This window comes from Neolewinella litorea (genome assembly GCF_004803465.1).
Taxonomy (GTDB): domain Bacteria; phylum Bacteroidota; class Bacteroidia; order Chitinophagales; family Saprospiraceae; genus Neolewinella; species Neolewinella litorea.
In genome coordinates this window covers 232,359-248,534 of the sequence record NZ_SRSF01000004.1, presented here as the reverse complement: position 1 = coordinate 248,534, position 16,176 = coordinate 232,359, and the positions used below count along the sequence as shown (strand labels likewise).

At 61.7% G+C, this 16,176-nt stretch carries 13 protein-coding genes; 11 read left to right on the top strand and 2 right to left on the bottom strand.

Annotated features, from left to right (window positions below; all coding sequences use genetic code 11):
- Window positions 1-1,200: 1,200 nt before the first annotated feature.
- Window positions 1,201-5,700, top strand: coding sequence for a T9SS type A sorting domain-containing protein (locus E4021_RS11755; RefSeq protein ID WP_168797579.1), 4,500 nt, complete (start codon window positions 1,201-1,203; stop codon window positions 5,698-5,700).
- A 98-nt stretch (window positions 5,701-5,798) separates the two neighbouring features.
- On the opposite strand, the gene E4021_RS11750 is transcribed toward E4021_RS11755, so the two are convergent.
- Together E4021_RS11750 and era are read right to left on the bottom strand one after the other, a co-directional pair.
- The gene (locus E4021_RS11750) at window positions 5,799-6,062 is read right to left on the bottom strand and encodes a hypothetical protein (RefSeq protein ID WP_136459552.1); all 264 of its coding nucleotides are present in this window, start codon (window positions 6,060-6,062) and stop codon (window positions 5,799-5,801) included.
- 138 nt (window positions 6,063-6,200) lie between these two features.
- Window positions 6,201-7,097, bottom strand: a complete 897-nt coding sequence (era, locus tag E4021_RS11745; protein ID WP_136459551.1) for a GTPase Era — start codon at window positions 7,095-7,097, stop codon at window positions 6,201-6,203.
- A 225-nt stretch (window positions 7,098-7,322) separates the two neighbouring features.
- Here era and E4021_RS18510 point away from each other — a divergent pair, with 225 nt between their 5' ends.
- From E4021_RS18510 to vgrG, 10 genes are all read left to right on the top strand, one after another.
- Complete coding sequence (locus E4021_RS18510) at window positions 7,323-7,937, top strand: response regulator transcription factor (protein ID WP_320055146.1); 615 nt, start codon at window positions 7,323-7,325, stop codon at window positions 7,935-7,937.
- 103 nt (window positions 7,938-8,040) lie between these two features.
- Window positions 8,041-8,679: a DUF4255 domain-containing protein gene (locus E4021_RS11735; RefSeq protein WP_136459550.1), complete on the top strand. Its 639-nt coding sequence runs from the start codon at window positions 8,041-8,043 to the stop codon at window positions 8,677-8,679.
- Between the two features lie 2 nt (window positions 8,680-8,681).
- On the top strand, window positions 8,682-9,446 hold the full coding sequence (locus tag E4021_RS11730; protein WP_136459549.1) for a hypothetical protein: 765 nt from the start codon (window positions 8,682-8,684) through the stop codon (window positions 9,444-9,446).
- Window positions 9,447-9,457: 11 nt separating this feature from the next.
- Window positions 9,458-10,942, top strand: a complete 1,485-nt coding sequence (locus E4021_RS11725; protein WP_136459548.1) for a phage tail sheath family protein — start codon at window positions 9,458-9,460, stop codon at window positions 10,940-10,942.
- 15 nt (window positions 10,943-10,957) lie between these two features.
- Complete coding sequence (locus E4021_RS11720; RefSeq protein ID WP_136459547.1) at window positions 10,958-12,664, top strand: phage tail sheath family protein; 1,707 nt, start codon at window positions 10,958-10,960, stop codon at window positions 12,662-12,664.
- A gap of 39 nt (window positions 12,665-12,703) precedes the next feature.
- Complete coding sequence (locus E4021_RS11715) at window positions 12,704-13,132, top strand: phage tail protein (RefSeq protein ID WP_136459546.1); 429 nt, start codon at window positions 12,704-12,706, stop codon at window positions 13,130-13,132.
- A gap of 1 nt (window position 13,133) precedes the next feature.
- Entirely contained in the window at window positions 13,134-13,568 is a 435-nt protein-coding gene (locus tag E4021_RS11710) for a phage tail protein (RefSeq protein ID WP_136459545.1), read from the top strand.
- A gap of 11 nt (window positions 13,569-13,579) precedes the next feature.
- The gene (locus tag E4021_RS11705; protein ID WP_136459544.1) at window positions 13,580-13,759 is read left to right on the top strand and encodes a DUF5908 family protein; all 180 of its coding nucleotides are present in this window, start codon (window positions 13,580-13,582) and stop codon (window positions 13,757-13,759) included.
- 3 nt (window positions 13,760-13,762) lie between these two features.
- A complete protein-coding gene (locus tag E4021_RS11700) occupies window positions 13,763-14,458 on the top strand; it encodes a CIS tube protein (RefSeq protein WP_136459543.1) in 696 nt (231 codons plus the stop codon).
- The gene (gene vgrG, locus E4021_RS11695) at window positions 14,455-16,176 is read left to right on the top strand and encodes a type VI secretion system tip protein VgrG (RefSeq protein WP_136459542.1); all 1,722 of its coding nucleotides are present in this window, start codon (window positions 14,455-14,457) and stop codon (window positions 16,174-16,176) included. Before E4021_RS11700 ends, vgrG begins: the two co-directional genes overlap by 4 nt.

The following is a 16,176-nucleotide window of genomic DNA, read 5'->3' as shown; positions in this document are numbered from 1 at the left end:
GAGCGCGGGTCGCGGCACCACTTGCGATGGCGGAGAAATGTGGGCTCCATCCGGCAAATCCGGCATAGCATTGCGTGTTATCGTTGTCAGGATACGGGGTGATCAGCCAAATGGTGGAGCAACTTATCCCCGGGTCATCGTCCACCGAAAAGCGTCGGCATATTGTTACCCGAAATGCTTTTCGTGGCCTGTGGATTAAGAAGCGCAAATACGCATTCAATGGCGCAAGGCCCCAACAAGCAGGAGAATAATATATTGCAATATATTATATTAAAGAATATTATACCATATTCTTAATATATGCAACGATATGTTTTGTGCCTGCGGTTGAAATGCTTATATTCTAGGACCTTCCGTAAAAGGATCATCTGTTTTTAAGTATTGGGCCTCGTTTCGCGCAGGCTCCCACCGGCAGGATTACCCATTGTAATCTTATTCACACCGCTGCTGAACGAGATTCCATAGCATAGATGACATATCCGCTTTACCGAGACCTTATAGTACTGCACACCCCTCGGCGCCTTATCTAGACACCCCCCGGCTTAAGCGCCCGGCCTACGATACCCCACTTTCACCCCCTGAATTTTGCCTTTTGGGACAGCGTTTTCCGCTGTATCCCCTGGAATTTCATTGCGCCATCGGCGGCTCGCCCATCCGTGCGCGAAACCGTCAACTGATTACCTCACCATTAAATGCATCGTTGCTATGAAACACCTTCACCAATCGCAGTGCCTCACGCTACTTGTGCCCATTGCCAGACGATGTTTGACTTCCCTGCTCACAATATTCCTGCTGCTAAGCCTGCCGACAGCCTTTTTGTCCGGCCAAGCTTTCTGCATTGGCGACCCCGTGCCCGCCAACCAGGCAACGCTGCGGGACAATCCCGAGTACGAGGATGGCAAATGCCCCGCCAACGACATACAGATCATCAGCGCCCGACTAAGTACCGGGGATCCTTGTAACAGTTGCACCCCCGGGGACGTCATAACGGCCGACCTGCTTATAACGATCCACCATAATACCAACAGTTCAAACCGGTACCTGGGGGTTTTCGCTGATATCAATGAAACCTTTGACGGTTCGACGACTACCTGCCGTTTCGCCCGCTGCGCGGGTCCGCTATTTACAGAGAAGGCCCAGCCCGACAGTATATTGGTAAACGGCAGTTGGATCAGAGTACAGACCCTTAACTACGGGCAAGTGACGTTCACCTGCGGCAGCGAACTGGACTTGTCCAATATCCTGCTCGTTTGGACGGCCGCCAATGGTGCCTGCCCCATCACGCCCGCCAACAACCCGAACGGCAAATACTGCTTCGACAATCCGGTCATCGACATCACGCCCCCGCTGAACGCCGTGGCCGAAGCCGAATGCGGCATCGGGAACACCACCAACATCGACCTGACGGTAGAGGGGGGCGTCGGACCGTTCACCTACCTGTGGAGCAACGGGGAGACTACGGAAGACCTCACAAACGTGCCGCTGGGCACCTACACGGTGACCGTAACGGATAACGGCAGAAAGGACGCCAACGGACATCAATGTACCGTTGTCGCCTCCACTACCTTTGAAGGTCCTTGCTGTGAGCCCCCCGTTATTACTTGCCCCACCGACTTGACGCAGGACTGTACCGAATCAACACATCCAGACAATACGGGTACGGCTACTTCGGAAAAGGGATGCGGTGAAGTAGACATCAGCTTCGAAGACAATTCCGTGCCCGGTGCCTGCGCCAACGAGGAAACGATCTTGCGAACCTGGATCGCCACGGATGAGAACGGCAGTGCGGACAGCTGTGTGCAAACGATCACGGTTACCGACAACATTGCCCCAGTACCACCGGCTCCTCCGGCCGACCTAACCCTGCAGTGCGCCGATGATGTACCTCCACCAATCGCCCTGACCGCCACCGACAACTGCGGCGGGGAGATCACCGAGAATCCGTTTTTAGATGTTACACGCGGTCTCTGTCCAAACGAATTAATTCTGGTTCGTACCTGGACGTTCACGGATTTTTGTGGCAACACCAGTAGCGTCAGTCAAACTATCACCGTTCTCGATACCCTGCCACCGGTAGCACCCGCACCACCGGCCGATCTTACGCTGGATTGCGACCTGAAAGTGCCACCGCCCTCCCCATTGTCCGCCCTGGACAACTGTGATGGCCCAATCACGGCCGACCCGACCACCCAATTTATTCAGGGAAGCTGCCTGAACGATTACACCCTGATTCGTACCTGGACCTTCACCGACGTCTGCGGCAACAGCAGCAGCGTCAGTCAGACGATCACCGTGCTCGATACCCTGGCCCCAGTACCCGACCCGGCTCCCGCAAACCTCAGCCTTGAGTGTCTCACCGACGTGCCTCCGCCCCTGATCCTGACGGCCATCGATAACTGCGACGGGCTAATTTCCGCAGCGCCCCATGAGGAAGAATTCCTGGGCGGGTGTATTAACGACTTTACTCTGATCCGCACCTGGACCTTTACCGACGTCTGCGGCAACACCAGCAGCGTGAGCCAGACCATCACCGTGCTGGATACTATCGCTCCCGCCGCGCCCGCGGCCCCGGCCGACCTGAACCTGGAATGCGCCAGCGACGTACCCGATGCGATCGACCTGACGGCGACCGACAACTGCGATGCAGACATCACCGTGGCGCCCTCCGAAGTCGAACTCCCGGGCGGCTGTGTTAACGACTTTACCCTGATCCGCACCTGGACCTTTACCGACGACTGCGGCAACACCAGCAGCGTGAGCCAGACCATCACCGTGTTGGATGATACTGCACCCGCCGTACCCCCGGCCCCGGCCGACCTGAACCTGGCGTGCGCCAGCGACGTACCCGATGCGATCGACCTGACGGCGACCGACAACTGCGATGCAGACATCACCGTGGCGCCCGACGAGGAAGTAATCCCGGGCGGCTGTGTTAACGACTTTACCCTGATCCGCACCTGGACCTTCACCGACGTATGCGGCAACACCAGCAGCGTGAGCCAGACCATCACCGTGCTGGATACTATCGCACCCGCCGCGCCCGCGGCCCCGGCCGACCTCACCCTGCAGTGCGCCAATGATGTACCCGCGCCGATCAACCTGACCGCCATCGATAACTGCGACGGAGACATCACCGTGAGCCCCACGACTCAAATCACGCCCGGTGCCTGTCTGAACGACTTCACCATGGTCCGGACCTGGACCTTCGTGGATACCTGCGGCAATGCCAGCAGCGTCAGCCAAACCATCACCGTGCAGGATGATACTGCACCCACCGCACCCCCGGCTCCGGCCGACCTGAGCCTGGAATGCGCTGACGACGTGCCCCCACCGATCAACCTGACCGCAGTTGACAACTGCGACGGGGAGATTACCGTGAGTCCGTCTACCCAGATCACGCCCGGTGCCTGTCTGAACGACTTCACCCTGGTGCGTACCTGGACCTTCGTGGACACCTGCGGCAACACCAGCAGCGTCAGCCAGACCATCACCGTGCTCGATACCCTGGCGCCCGTCGCGCCCGCGGCTCCGGCCGACCTGAGCCTGGAATGCGCTGACGACGTGCCCCCACCGATCAACCTGACCGCAGTTGACAACTGCGATGGGGAGATTACCGTGAGTCCGTCTACCCAGATCACGCCCGGTGCCTGCCTGAACGACTTCGTGATGGTGCGTACCTGGACTTTCACCGACACATGCGGTAACACCAGCAGTGTGAGCCAGACCATCACCGTGCTGGATACCCTTGCGCCAGTGCCACAATCAGCGCCGGCTGACCTCAACCTGGCGTGCGCCAGTGACGTACCGCCACCCGTTAACCTCACCGCCATCGACAACTGCAGCGGAGAGCTCACCGTGGGTCCTTCCACGGTCATTGTTCCCGGTGCCTGTCTGAACGACTTCACGATGGTCCGCACCTGGACCTTCTCCGACACATGCGGGAACACCAGCAGCGTCAGCCAGACCATTACCGTGCTGGATACCCTTGCGCCAGTGCCACAATCAGCGCCGGCTGACCTCAACCTGGCGTGCGCCAGCGACGTACCACCGCCCGTCAACCTCACCGCTATCGACAACTGCAGCGGAGAGCTCACCGTGGGTCCTTCCACGGTCATTGTTCCCGGTGCCTGTATAAACGACTTCACGATGGTCCGCACATGGACCTTCTCCGACACCTGTGGGAATACAAGCTCAGTCAGCCAGACGATCTCCGTGCTGGATACTTTGGCGCCAGTGCCACAAGCAGCACCCGCTGATCTCAACCTGGCGTGCGCCAGTGACGTACCACCACCCGTTAACCTCACCGCCATCGACAACTGCAGCGGAGAGCTCACCGTGGGTCCTTCCACGGTCATTGTTCCCGGTGCCTGTATAAACGACTTCACGATGGTCCGCACCTGGACCTTCACCGACACCTGTGGGAATACAAGCTCAGTCAGCCAGACGATCAAAGTGCTGGATGACCTGGCCCCCGACCTGATCGCCCCCGCAGATATACCGGCCCTATCCTGTACGGAGTCCACCGACCCGTCCAATACCGGCGTAGCAACGGCCACCGACAATTGCGATGGTGAACTTGTCCCAACCTACACCGATGTGATCATCGCGGGTGCCGGAGTAGATTGCTACACGATCAAGCGCACCTGGAGTGCGACGGATACTTGTGGAAATACCGCCTCGCAATTGCAGACCATGAATGTGGTGGACGACGTTCCGCCGACCTTCGTGGATTGCCCCGCTGATGTCGTCCTGGCGTGCACCGAGGACGTTCCCGCGGTCGCCAGTCCCCAGGCCGTAGACAACTGCGACAATGAGGTCGACGTGGTCTACAACGGTGAGGTACGCGACGACTCCTGCGGTGAGGACTTCTACACCCTCACCCGTACGTGGACGGCCACCGACAACTGCGGCAATACCACGACCTGCGAGCAGGTCATCACCGTCAACACGCGACTGACCAATCCCTGCTACTCCCTGGAGCTTGAATTGGTATACGACCAGGCAGCGAACACCACCCGCTTCACCTGGGAGCTCTGCCTGATTGGGGATAAGTGTAAGGATATCTCCAATATCCGCTTCTCCATCCCCTGCGACCTTCCGAAGTCCTACCTGCTGGAAACCTACAGCAGCGTTAGCGGTCTCAAAGCGGAGATCAATAATAAGACCGGGCGTTGCAACGGCCGCTACGACGTACAGTTTGACGGCTTCCGAGATGGCGCGCTCAAGCGTGAACCGGGCCGCTGCGCCACCTTCAGCTACCTGCTCCGCGGTGACCTGCGGGAATGGGAGACGGACGTGTCCATCAAAGCGGGCAACCAGCAAGGGCTCAACTTTGACGACGTAGGACAAGCGTGCTCCTGCATCGACGCCAACGGAGCTGCGGCCCCCCATGAGCTGTCGAACAACCGCCTGCTCCTTGATGGAGCGGTTAGCGAGGGCATTGCCGACGTACAACTCTTCCCCAACCCGGTAGAAGACGTCGTTACCCTGCGGTTCGACAACCCCACCGGTGAACCCGTCATGATCCATATTTACGACGCTACCGGACGACTGCAGTTTGCCCGCCAGCTGATTACGAGCGAAGGCTTCAATCAGGTGGACGTAGAGGTAACCAGCCTGCCCACCGGCCTGTACCGTATGGTCCTCACGCCCAACAGCGGTCCGGCACATACCCGGCCCTTCATCCGACTCCACCGCTGATCCAGCGGGTTGAATTGACCAAGCCCTTCTCTCCGTCGCCGGGGGGAAGGGCTTTTAGATTTGGGGAAACGGCACCTGCGCGCCGCCGCAATCCGGGTCTAGCCGCGCGTCACAAACCGGTACTCCTTCTTGAAGTCGGTGGTGTCGTAAGCCAGGGCCAGTTGCCGCAATTCGAAGTGGTCGAAGAAGGTGTCCCAGCTGATCTCGCGCAACTTCGCGTCGCTGCGGTTTTCGGGCCAGATGATGGCCAGCGGACGACTGTCGTTGGCGGTGGTGGCTTCCTCGACGACGCCGGGTACGCCGTTGTGCTTTTCGGCCCAGGCCTTGATGGTTTCGTGGTCGGTGGTGGTGGCGTTGGTCATGGGGGGGGTTGGTAATGTTGTGTACCCTTGCAACGCAGTCCGCCCGCCCGTGGGTTCGCTGGGTGGCGCGATGGGCTCCCCCCGAAAGACCTAAAGAACTAAAAGACTAAAGAACTAAAAGACTAAAGAACTACTACTCTACCGATCATACCCAAACCGCTTCAGCCAGCTCTCATCGTCGCGCCAGTCTTCGCGGATCTTGACGTGCATTTCCAGAAAGACCTTCCGCCCCAGGAATTCCTCCATCCGTTTGCGGGCGTTGGTGCCGAGTTTCTTGATGCTGCTGCCGCCCTTGCCGATGAGGATGGGCTTCTGGGTTTTGCGGCTCACGTAGATCACGGCGCTGATGCGGGCCAGCTCTTCTCCGTCCTTGGTGTGGGTTTCCTCGAAGGTCTCGATCTCGATCTCGACGCTGTAAGGCACCTCCTGGTGGTACTGTTCCAGGATCTGTTCGCGCAAGATTTCGGAGACGAAGAAGCGCTCCGAGCGGTCGGTAAGCTGGTCGGCGGGGTAGTACACGGGGCCTTCCGGCAGGGCTTCCTTGATGGCATCGAGCAGATCGTCCACGCCGAGGCCCGACTGCGCCGAGATGCCGAAGATCCGCTGGGGTTTCACCCACTGCTTGAACTGCCGTTCCAACTCCCCGACGCGGCGTTCCTCCACCAGGTCGAGCTTGTTGAAGACCAGGAAGAGAGGGACGTCCATCCGCCGCAGTTTGCCCACCAGCAGGTCGTCCTCGGCGTAGCTTTCCTGGGGGTCCACCAGATAGATCATCACGTCGGCGTCCTCGAAGCTGGAGTTCACGTAGCTGTTCATCTTCTCCTGCATCTTGTAGCTGGCCTCCTCGATGTAGCCCGGGGTGTCGCTGAAGACAATCTGGTAGTCGTCCTCCGTCAGGATGCCGATGATGCGGTGGCGCGTCGTTTGCGGCTTGGCGGTGATGATGCTCATGCGCTCCCCCACCAGGGCGTTCATGAGGGTTGATTTTCCGGCATTGGGCCGGCCGATGATGTTGACGAATCCGCTCTTGTGCATGCGGCAAAGGTAAGGGCGCGGACGCGGGTGCCGCGGCTTTCCCGAGCGGCGGTGTAACGGGGTTCCGGCCACCGGCATTCAGAGGTGGAACGGGCCAAACAAATTCTCCGGCGAACGCCCGAACTTTTGTAAGTTACAACACCACACTTGCCGCCTTCACTGTTCCGGCGCCCTTCGCCCCCCGAGTACTACCAACCTAAAATCACCCAAACACACCTTGCACACATGTACCACATCACCTTTTCGGGTGGATCACCCATTTACCAAACCGGCCTGGCCACCTACCTGGGCGAGTTCTTTCCCGGTTCCCGCGTTCACCCACAACAGGACACTACGGAGACGGCCGCGGCCGTAGACCTGCAACTCATCGTCGTGGGCGTCCAGCCCCGCTGGAAAAAACTGCAAAGCCTGCTCCAGCGGGCCACCGGCGGACGAAAACTAATGGTCGGCGGACAGCTCTCCCTGCGCCTGATCAAACAACTGCTGGCGGGCGGCCTCGACGGTTACCTGCTGCAGAGCGCCCCTCCCGAACGCTTCCGGCAGGCCGTGGACGAGGTCTGTGCCGGGCGCGGGTACATCGATCCGGAACTGAAGGCCGACTGGCTGCGGCGCGAGCTGGGCGAGTACCGCCTCACCCCGATTGACCCCCTTACCAAACGCGAACGGCAGGTGCTGCGACTCATCGTTCTGGAGCACACCACCGAGGAGATCGCCGGCATGCTGTTCATCAGCCGCTGTACCGTGGAAACCCACCGCGCCCACATCCTGAGCAAACTCGGCGTGCGCAATACCGCGGGCATCGTGCGTGAGGCCATGCGCCGCAACCTTTGCGCGGTATGAGGCAGGACTAGATCGGGAAATCCATGATTTTTAAAAATCATGGATTTCCGGGACGCGCCGCGGTGCCGGGGATGGGAACTTAGACTCCTTACCCCCGACACCCATGCCCAACGTCCAAGATCGCGTATCCGACCTGCTGATGGCCCTGCGCGGCTACCTGCAGCTTCGGTTGGACGAGATTCAGAGTTCCGCCCTGAACCGGACGGTGATCGGGAACATCAGTCGCCCGGATTCCGACGGCATCGCGGGCCCCAACACTACCCACCCCCTCACCGACTCGGTAGTGATCACCCTGGTACGGATGGAGGAGGACCCCACCCGGAAAAACCAGCGCAATTACCGCGTCAACCCGCTGGCCACCGACAACAGCGACGGCATCCTGTACCGCAATCCGCCGGTCGGGCTGAACCTGTACGTCCTCATCACCGCCAACCACAACAACTACCTCACGGCGCTGACGATCCTCTCCAACGTCGTGGCCGTCTTCCAGAACCGCAACCGCGTGCCGGACGAGCCCGGCGTGCCCTGGCCGGCCAATGCCCTCTACAGCGAACGGAGCCTTAAACTCACCCTGCTCTCCCCCACCTTCGAGGAACACAACCACCTCTGGAGTATGCTGGGCGGCAAGCAAGTGCCCAGCGCCCTCTACCTCCTCCAGACCGCCAACGTGGAACTGGTACCCGACACGCCCCTCACCGGCCCACCGGTCACGGAGATCGTCCTGAACGAAACCATCACCTGACCATGGGCTTCCGCATCGGCTTTACGAAATGGCTTACCCTGCGCTGCTGGCACCCGGATTACCTGCGGTCCATGGCCGGCAACGTGCCCGTAGCACCCACCGATACCCTGAGCACTACCCAGCGCAACGACTATTTGCGCTACGACGTCCGCAACCTGCTGGACATCCGGCCCACCGCCCACGGCGCCGCCCTGCTGAAACGCTATTCCTTCATCTGGACACCCTCCACCCTCGGCGGCTGGCTGCTGGCCCGCGACACCTACGACGAAACCGATCCGGGCGTACGGCTCCAACTCGGGGTTTACCTGCGCGACCCGGGCTTCGCCGCGGCCACGGATTTCGGGATGAGCTCCGTGGAAGGCTGGCTCTTTCACCTCACAAACGCGACCTCGGCGGTGACTGCCGAGCACGAACTAACCGGCGGCAACCTCCGGTCGGTACACTACCTGCCCAGCCGCGATTTCACCCTTACCCTGCCCCAACTCACGCCGAACACCGATAGCCAGGTGCAGCTGCGCGACCCCCTGCTAACGGGCAATCCCATCCTGGAGACCATCGCCGTAAAAGCCGCCGCACCGTCCGCCGACGAATACCGGGTGGAGATCATGGGCCGTCCGCCCGGCCTCTACCGCTTCACGGGCAGCAACATCACCAACCAGAATATCCTGCTCGGCTTCACGGGCGACCCGACCCTGATCGGCGTGATCGATCTGCGCCTCGCCGACTGGGACGGGGCGGCCTTCGACCTCCATTTCAAACCTTCCTAATTCACAGCCGCATGTCCAACTACCGCCGACCCGGCGTCTACGTCGAAGAAATCACCACCTTCCCACCTTCGGTAGCGGCCGTGGAGACCGCCCTGCCCGCCTTCATCGGCTACACGGTGAAAAGGCCCGAACGGCCCCTGCTCGCGGGCATGGATCCCACTACCGCCGAGGAGGACCGTCCACCGCAGCCCATCCGTATCGGTTCGCTTCTTGAATTCGAGGAACTGTTCGGGCGCGGGCGCCCGCCCGCGATCAATGAGGTGCTGCTCGATGAGAACCTGCAGTTCGTCAGCGCCGACCTCAGCCAGGACTTTTACCTCTACCCCGCCGTGCAGCTGTTCTACGCCAACGGCGGGGGCGACTGCTTCATCGTGTCCGTGGGGGAACTGCTCGTTGATACCACCACCCCGCAGTCGGGAGATTTTACCCAAGGCCTTGATGCCCTGGCCACCTGGGACGAGCCGACCATTCTGCTATTCCCCGACGCCGTCTCCCTCACCGGCGGTACCCACCCGATCTACGCCCTTCAGGATGCCGCCCTGAAACAGTGTCAGGACCTGAAAGACCGGGTAGCAATACTGGATCTCCCGGAGGATGATACCGACGGGGCGGACTTCCGCGACAACACCGGCACGGTCGGCCTGAGCTACGGCGCGGCCTACACCCCCTGGCTGGTGACCAGCCTCCCCAAGCCCATCGATGCCAACGTACTGGACGATGCCGGGGCCGTATTCAAGATCGGCGCCGGTGGAACGGCGCAGGACCTTTCGGCTACGCTCATCGCCGAGGAGCAACCCCTCCTGACTGCCGTGACCGGCGCTACCACTCCCCAGGCCGTGGCCGATGCGGAACTGACCCTTTATCAGCAATCGTCGACCTACCGCAGCATCCTGCGGGGCCTGAACAATGCGCAGATCAACGTTCCCCCCAGCGGGGCGGTAGCGGGCCTTTACGCCATGGTCGACCGTACGCGCGGCGTATGGAAAGCCCCCGCCAACGTGAGCGTAACCGCGGCCGACGGACTGACCGAAGTCTTTAGCCAATCCGAACTCGGCGACCTGAACGTAGACGTCACCGCCGGTAAATCGATCAACGCCATCCGGCAATTCACCGGACGAGGGATCCTGGTCTACGGCGCCCGCACCCTGGCCGGCAACGACGGGGAGTACCGCTACGTGTCGGTCCGGCGCCTGATGAACATGCTGGAAGAATCCATTCAGAAGGCCACCGCCCAATTTGTCTTCGAGCCCAACGACGCCAATACCTGGACGCGGGTGCGGGCCATGATCGAAAACTTCCTGACCCTGCTCTGGCGCGACGGTGCCCTGCAGGGGGCCAAACAGGAGCACGCCTTCCGCGTGGCGATCGGACTTGGCCAGACGATGACCCCTCAGGACGTCGTCGACGGCCGGATGATCGTCACCATTGCCGTCGCGCCGGTACGCCCCGCCGAGTTCATCATCCTGAAATTCATGCAACACTTACCCACCAGCTAAAAACCGCCGCCGCTCATGTCCATCCAGAAAGTCCCGGGCGTATACGTCCAGGAAATAAGTACCCTGCCCCCCTCGGTGGCCGCCGTGGAAACGGCCATTCCGGCCTTCCTGGGGTATACCGCCGAAACGGTCACCCCGACGGGAGACACCCTGATTAACGTACCTGTACGCATCACCAGCCAGATGGACTACGAAGCCATCTTCGGTGCCGGCCCGCCCCTGACCGTCAGTGAGGCCGAACTCGACGCGGCGGGTGCATTCGTACGCTCCGACCTGGCGATCCGCTACTACCTCTACGACGCCATCCGCCTGTTCTACGCCAACGGGGGCGGCGAATGCTACATCGTCTCCACGGGCGGTTACACCTTCACCTCCACGGGAGAGGCCGAGATTGTGGATACCGCCTTCACCGACCCCGGCATGGCCCTGGAGGCCATCGCTAAGGTCGACGAACCCACCCTGCTCCTCTTTCCTGACCTGGCCGCCACCGACGCCACCACCCTGACCGACGTCCAAAAGGCCGCCCTGGCGCAGTGCGGTACACTCCAGGACCGCTTCACGATCTGTGACCTGACGCGCGACGATACCACCGCGCGCACCACCCCGGCCAGCGTGGCACCGGGGGGCAACTTTCGCGATGCCATCGGCGTCAACCAGCTGAGCTACGGCGCCGTGTATACCCCCTGGCTGAAGACCAGCCTGTACCATCCCGTAAATTTCGGCCTGCTGGAAAACCTCACCATCCGGCGGGCGGACGGCAGCACCCTCGCGGGTTTCGACCACACCGAATTGCACGAGGACAATCCCGACATCCTCGCTTTCATACGCATAGCCCGCATCAGCGCCGCCCACCAAACCATTCAGGACACTACCCCGGCGGACGCCAGTGACCTGACCGATGTCCTGGACGATTTTGAAGCCGCGCCGCCCGCCGCCCTGACGGCTGAGGTTACCGCCGCCCGTACCGACCTCGATGCCGCCATCGCGGCCTACGACGCCTCCGATGCGGCTACCCTGACCGACCTTGAAGAGGCCCATACCGCCTTCCAGGAGGCCCTCGTGGCGGCCTATGACCCGGACGCTAATCTGCGGCGCATCTTTCCCATCTACGGTACTATTGCCGCGGGAATCGAGAACGACATCACCTACCACCCCCCCAGCGGCGCGGTGGCGGGCGTATACGCCCGGGTAGACGCCACGCGCGGCGTCTGGAAAGCACCCGCCAACGAAAGCCTGATGCGGGTGCTCGGTCCCGACGTCCGCTACACCCTCACCCAACTGAGTGACCTGAACGTCCACCCCACCGGCAAGTCGATCAACGCCATCCGGGCCTTTCCGGGCAAGGGCACCCTCATCTTCGGCGCCCGCACCCTGGCGGGCAACGACGGGGAATACAAGTACGTCAACGTACGCCGCCTGCTCATCTTCCTGGAGGAGAGCATCAAGAAAGCCTGCGAGTCCTTCGTATTCGAGCCCAACGACGCCAACACCTGGCTGCGCGTGCGCGGCATGATCGAGAACTTCCTCAACCTCCAGTGGCGGGCCGGTGCCCTGCAGGGCGCCCGCGCCGAAGAGGCCTACCGGGTGGCCATCGGGCTGGGCCGCACCATGACCGCCCTGGACGTGACCGAGGGCCGCATGATCGTCGAGATCAGCCTCGCCCCCGTACGGCCGGCGGAATTCATCATCCTGAGATTCAGCCAGCAACAGGCCCAATCGTAACCCATCCTTGCACCTGCGTCCGCGCAAAAACCTACAACCATGGCAAACCTGCCTTTACTAAAATTCAGCTTCCTTGTGGAATGGGGGGGCGAGCGTGTCGGCTTTACCGAAGTGACCGGCCTAGAGTCCAGCACCGAAGTGATCGAGTACCGGGAAGGGGCCAGTCCGGTGGCTTCCAAGACCAAGATGCCGGGCATGCTCACCTACAGCAACATCACCATGAAGCGGGGCACGATCGCCCCGGACTCGGACTTCTACAAGTGGTTCAACAGCCACCAGTTCAACGCCACCGAGCGCCGCGACCTCACCATCAAGCTGCTCAACGAAAGCCTGGAGCCGGTCATGAGCTGGCGCGCCCTGAACTGCTTCGTGGTAAAATATACCCCCTCCGAACTCAAGGCGGACGCCAACGAGGTGGCCGTGGAGACCATCGAGGTAGCCACTGAGGGCATATCCCAAATGACCTGATATGGCAGCCCCCTTCCCACTGGCCTTTCACTTCAGCGTGCACTTCGGCTTCGACCAGGGTGATGAGGACATCCGCTTCCAGGGGGTGAGCGGACTGAACGTGGAATTCACTACCGAAACCGTGGTGGAGGGAGGGGAAAACCGCTTCGAGCACGTATTGCCGGTGCGCACCCAGTACACCAATCTGGTACTGAAACGGGCCCTGACCACCAATTCGGCGCTTTCCAAGTGGTGCATACAGGCCTTCAAAGACTTCATCGTCGAGCCCACCGACGTCACCATTCATCTGCTCAATCCCCAGGGCGAACCCCTCGTCAGCTGGCAGGTAGACTGGGCCTGGCCCAGGAAGTGGAGCTACTCCGACTTCAACGCCGAGGAGAATGCCCTGGTCATCGAAACCCTGGAACTCGGCTACCGCACCTTTCACCAACTCTAAACCCCCTGCCCGTGCCCGTCATCATCCGACAACTCACCATCACCGTCAAGGCCAACGAAGAACGGCAGCCCCCGGTGACCCAACTGCGGCCCCACGAACGGAGTCAGACCCAGCAGAAAGGACAGGACGCCCTGGTCCGGGAAGCCGTGGAGCAGACCCTCGAGATCCTGCGCACCGAAAAAGAACGCTAGCCCATGCTCGGCCCACTGGAAAAAATGAAGATCCACGCCTTCAAGGATGCCGACCGCAAGCGGCCGGCTACCCCGCCCACCTTCCCGGTGCTCATCAATCCGGAAAGCTACGGCGTGGAGCACGCCGTGGAATACGAAGTGGACGAAACGGTGCGCGCCACGAACGGCGACGAAAGCACCACCACCCTGCCCTACAAAAAGACCCCGCCGAACACCTTCAGCTGTCAGCTCATCTTCGACGCTTCCGGAATCCTGGACGGAATCCGACGGCCGGATGTGGTAGCCGAGACCGAGCGCTTCAAAAAATTCCTGCTGAGCGTGGACTCCGATACCCACGACATGAAGCACTTCACCCTGATCTGGGGCACCCTGATCTTCAAGGGGCGGGTGACGGCGCTCAACTACAAGTACAAGCTCTTTACGCCGGACGGGCGACCGATCCGCGCCACGGCGGAAGTGACCTTCAAGGGCAGTTTCTCGGACAAGCTCGGTGAACTGATCAACAACCTGCTCTCCCCTGACCTTACCCACCGGCGCACGGTGCGGGCCGGAGACACCCTGGCCAATCTCTGCCAGGAAGTGTACGGCAACCTGGACTACGTGCAGGCCGTAGCGCGGGTCAATGAACTGTCGAGCTACCGCAGCCTGCCCGTCGGCCGGGAACTGGCCTTCCCCCCCATCAAAGTACCGACCGCATGAGCCTGCCCAGCAGAAACATCCCCACCGTTGCGCCGGCTACCGCCGTGAGCTTCACCGTGATCAGCGGCGGAACCGACCTGGGGCCCAACCTGCCCGTCCTGTCGCTGGTCGTCGACCGGGAGGTGAACCGCATCCCCACCGCCACCCTGATGCTGCAGGACGGCAGCCTGGCCGATCAGACGTTCAAACTGAGCGAGAGCGGCTCATTCGACCCCGGCCAGGAGATCGAGCTGCACTTCGGCTACCAGGGCACCGACCTCCCCATTTTCAAGGGCGTGATCGTAGGTCAGCGCATTCGCCTGCAGGGCGACCGCACCCTCCTGGTGGTCAACTGCAAGGATGCCGCCTTCCGCATGACCGTCAACCGCCGCACCCGTTACTTCGAAGATGCGAGCGACGCCGATGCCCTGGAAACCCTGCTGCGGGAAGCCGAGCTGGAGGATGACGTGGCCAATACGGGCGAGGTCGTGCCGGAACTGACCCAGCACCTCTGCACGGACTGGGATTTCGTGGTCAGCCGGGCCGAAGCGAACGGGATGGTGGTGCTGGTCAAAGACGGCAAGGTCACGATCAACAAACCCGAACTGGCGCCCACCCCCGCCCTCAAATTGGAGTACGGCGCCAACCTCACCGCCTTCGACCTTGAGGTTGACGCGCGGCAGCAGTACCGGGAAGTGGAAAGCCACGCCTGGCGCCCCGCCGACGACGAGACCGTAACGGAGACCAACGCGCCGGGCGCCCCTGCCCCGGGTGACTACTCCACCGCCGCCCTGGCGGATGTCCACCACACCGACCCCCAGCAGCAGGTCCACGGGGCCGGGGTAGAACCGGCGGAGCTCATCGCCTGGTCCGACGCCACCGCCCGCTTCAGTGCCGTCAGCCGGGTACGGGCCACACTCAGCTTCCAGGGCACCGGCGAGGTGTCGGTGGGCGACACCGTAACCCTCGACAAGCTGGGCGCGGTGTATAACGGTCCGGCCTACGTGAGCGGACTACGCCACGAGCTTACGGCGGGCAGCTGGACCACCACTGCCCAGCTGGGCCTGCGCCCGGAGCGCTTCACGGAGCGCTTCGCGGTGAGCGCGCCTCCGGCGGGCGGGCTCCTGCCGGCCACCAGCGGACTGCACATCGCTACCGTAGTCCGGGTCCACGACGACCCCCTCGGCGAGGAGCGCATCCAGATCACCCTGCCCGCCACCGCCCCCAAGGGGGCGGGGAACTGGGCTCGCCTGGCCAACGGACTCGGCGGCAACAACCTCGGGCTCACCTTCCGCCCCGAGGTGGACGACGAAGTGGTCGTGGGCTTCCTGCACGAAGACCCCCGCTTCCCGGTGATCCTCGGCGGACTGCACTCCTCCGCCCGACCGGCCCCCTTCCCGCCCACCGAAGAGAACGAGGAGACCGGCTACGTCAGCCGCGGCGGGCACCGCCTGACCTTCCACGACGGCGAGGAATCCATCATGATCGAAACGCCGGGTGGCGACAAGCTGCACCTGCTCGGCAAGGACGGCAAGGTGCTGCTCGCCGACGCGAACGGCAATCAGCTGGAAATGTCCGCCCAGGGCATCACCCTGGAAAGCGCCGGCGACCTCACCCTGAAAGCTTCGGGAAAAATCTTGATCGACGGCAGCACCGTCGACATCAAGAGCGCCTCCACCGGCAAGTTCGAGGCCGGTGCTACCCTCGACCTCAAGGGATCACTCATCCAAATCAACTGA

Bases quoted from the DNA above. Each gene is read 5' to 3' on its own strand.
- E4021_RS11750 (WP_136459552.1), bottom strand. From the start codon at position 6,062: ATGACCAACGCCACCACCACCGACCACGAAACCATCAAGGCCTGGGCC.
- era (WP_136459551.1), bottom strand. From the start codon at position 7,097: ATGCACAAGAGCGGATTCGTCAACATCATCGGCCGGCCCAATGCCGGA.
- E4021_RS18510 (WP_320055146.1), top strand. From the start codon at position 7,323: ATGTACCACATCACCTTTTCGGGTGGATCACCCATTTACCAAACCGGC.
- E4021_RS11735 (WP_136459550.1), top strand. From the start codon at position 8,041: ATGCCCAACGTCCAAGATCGCGTATCCGACCTGCTGATGGCCCTGCGC.
- E4021_RS11730 (WP_136459549.1), top strand. From the start codon at position 8,682: ATGGGCTTCCGCATCGGCTTTACGAAATGGCTTACCCTGCGCTGCTGG.
- E4021_RS11725 (WP_136459548.1), top strand. From the start codon at position 9,458: ATGTCCAACTACCGCCGACCCGGCGTCTACGTCGAAGAAATCACCACC.
- E4021_RS11720 (WP_136459547.1), top strand. From the start codon at position 10,958: ATGTCCATCCAGAAAGTCCCGGGCGTATACGTCCAGGAAATAAGTACC.
- E4021_RS11715 (WP_136459546.1), top strand. From the start codon at position 12,704: ATGGCAAACCTGCCTTTACTAAAATTCAGCTTCCTTGTGGAATGGGGG.
- E4021_RS11710 (WP_136459545.1), top strand. From the start codon at position 13,134: ATGGCAGCCCCCTTCCCACTGGCCTTTCACTTCAGCGTGCACTTCGGC.
- E4021_RS11700 (WP_136459543.1), top strand. From the start codon at position 13,763: ATGCTCGGCCCACTGGAAAAAATGAAGATCCACGCCTTCAAGGATGCC.
- vgrG (WP_136459542.1), top strand. From the start codon at position 14,455: ATGAGCCTGCCCAGCAGAAACATCCCCACCGTTGCGCCGGCTACCGCC.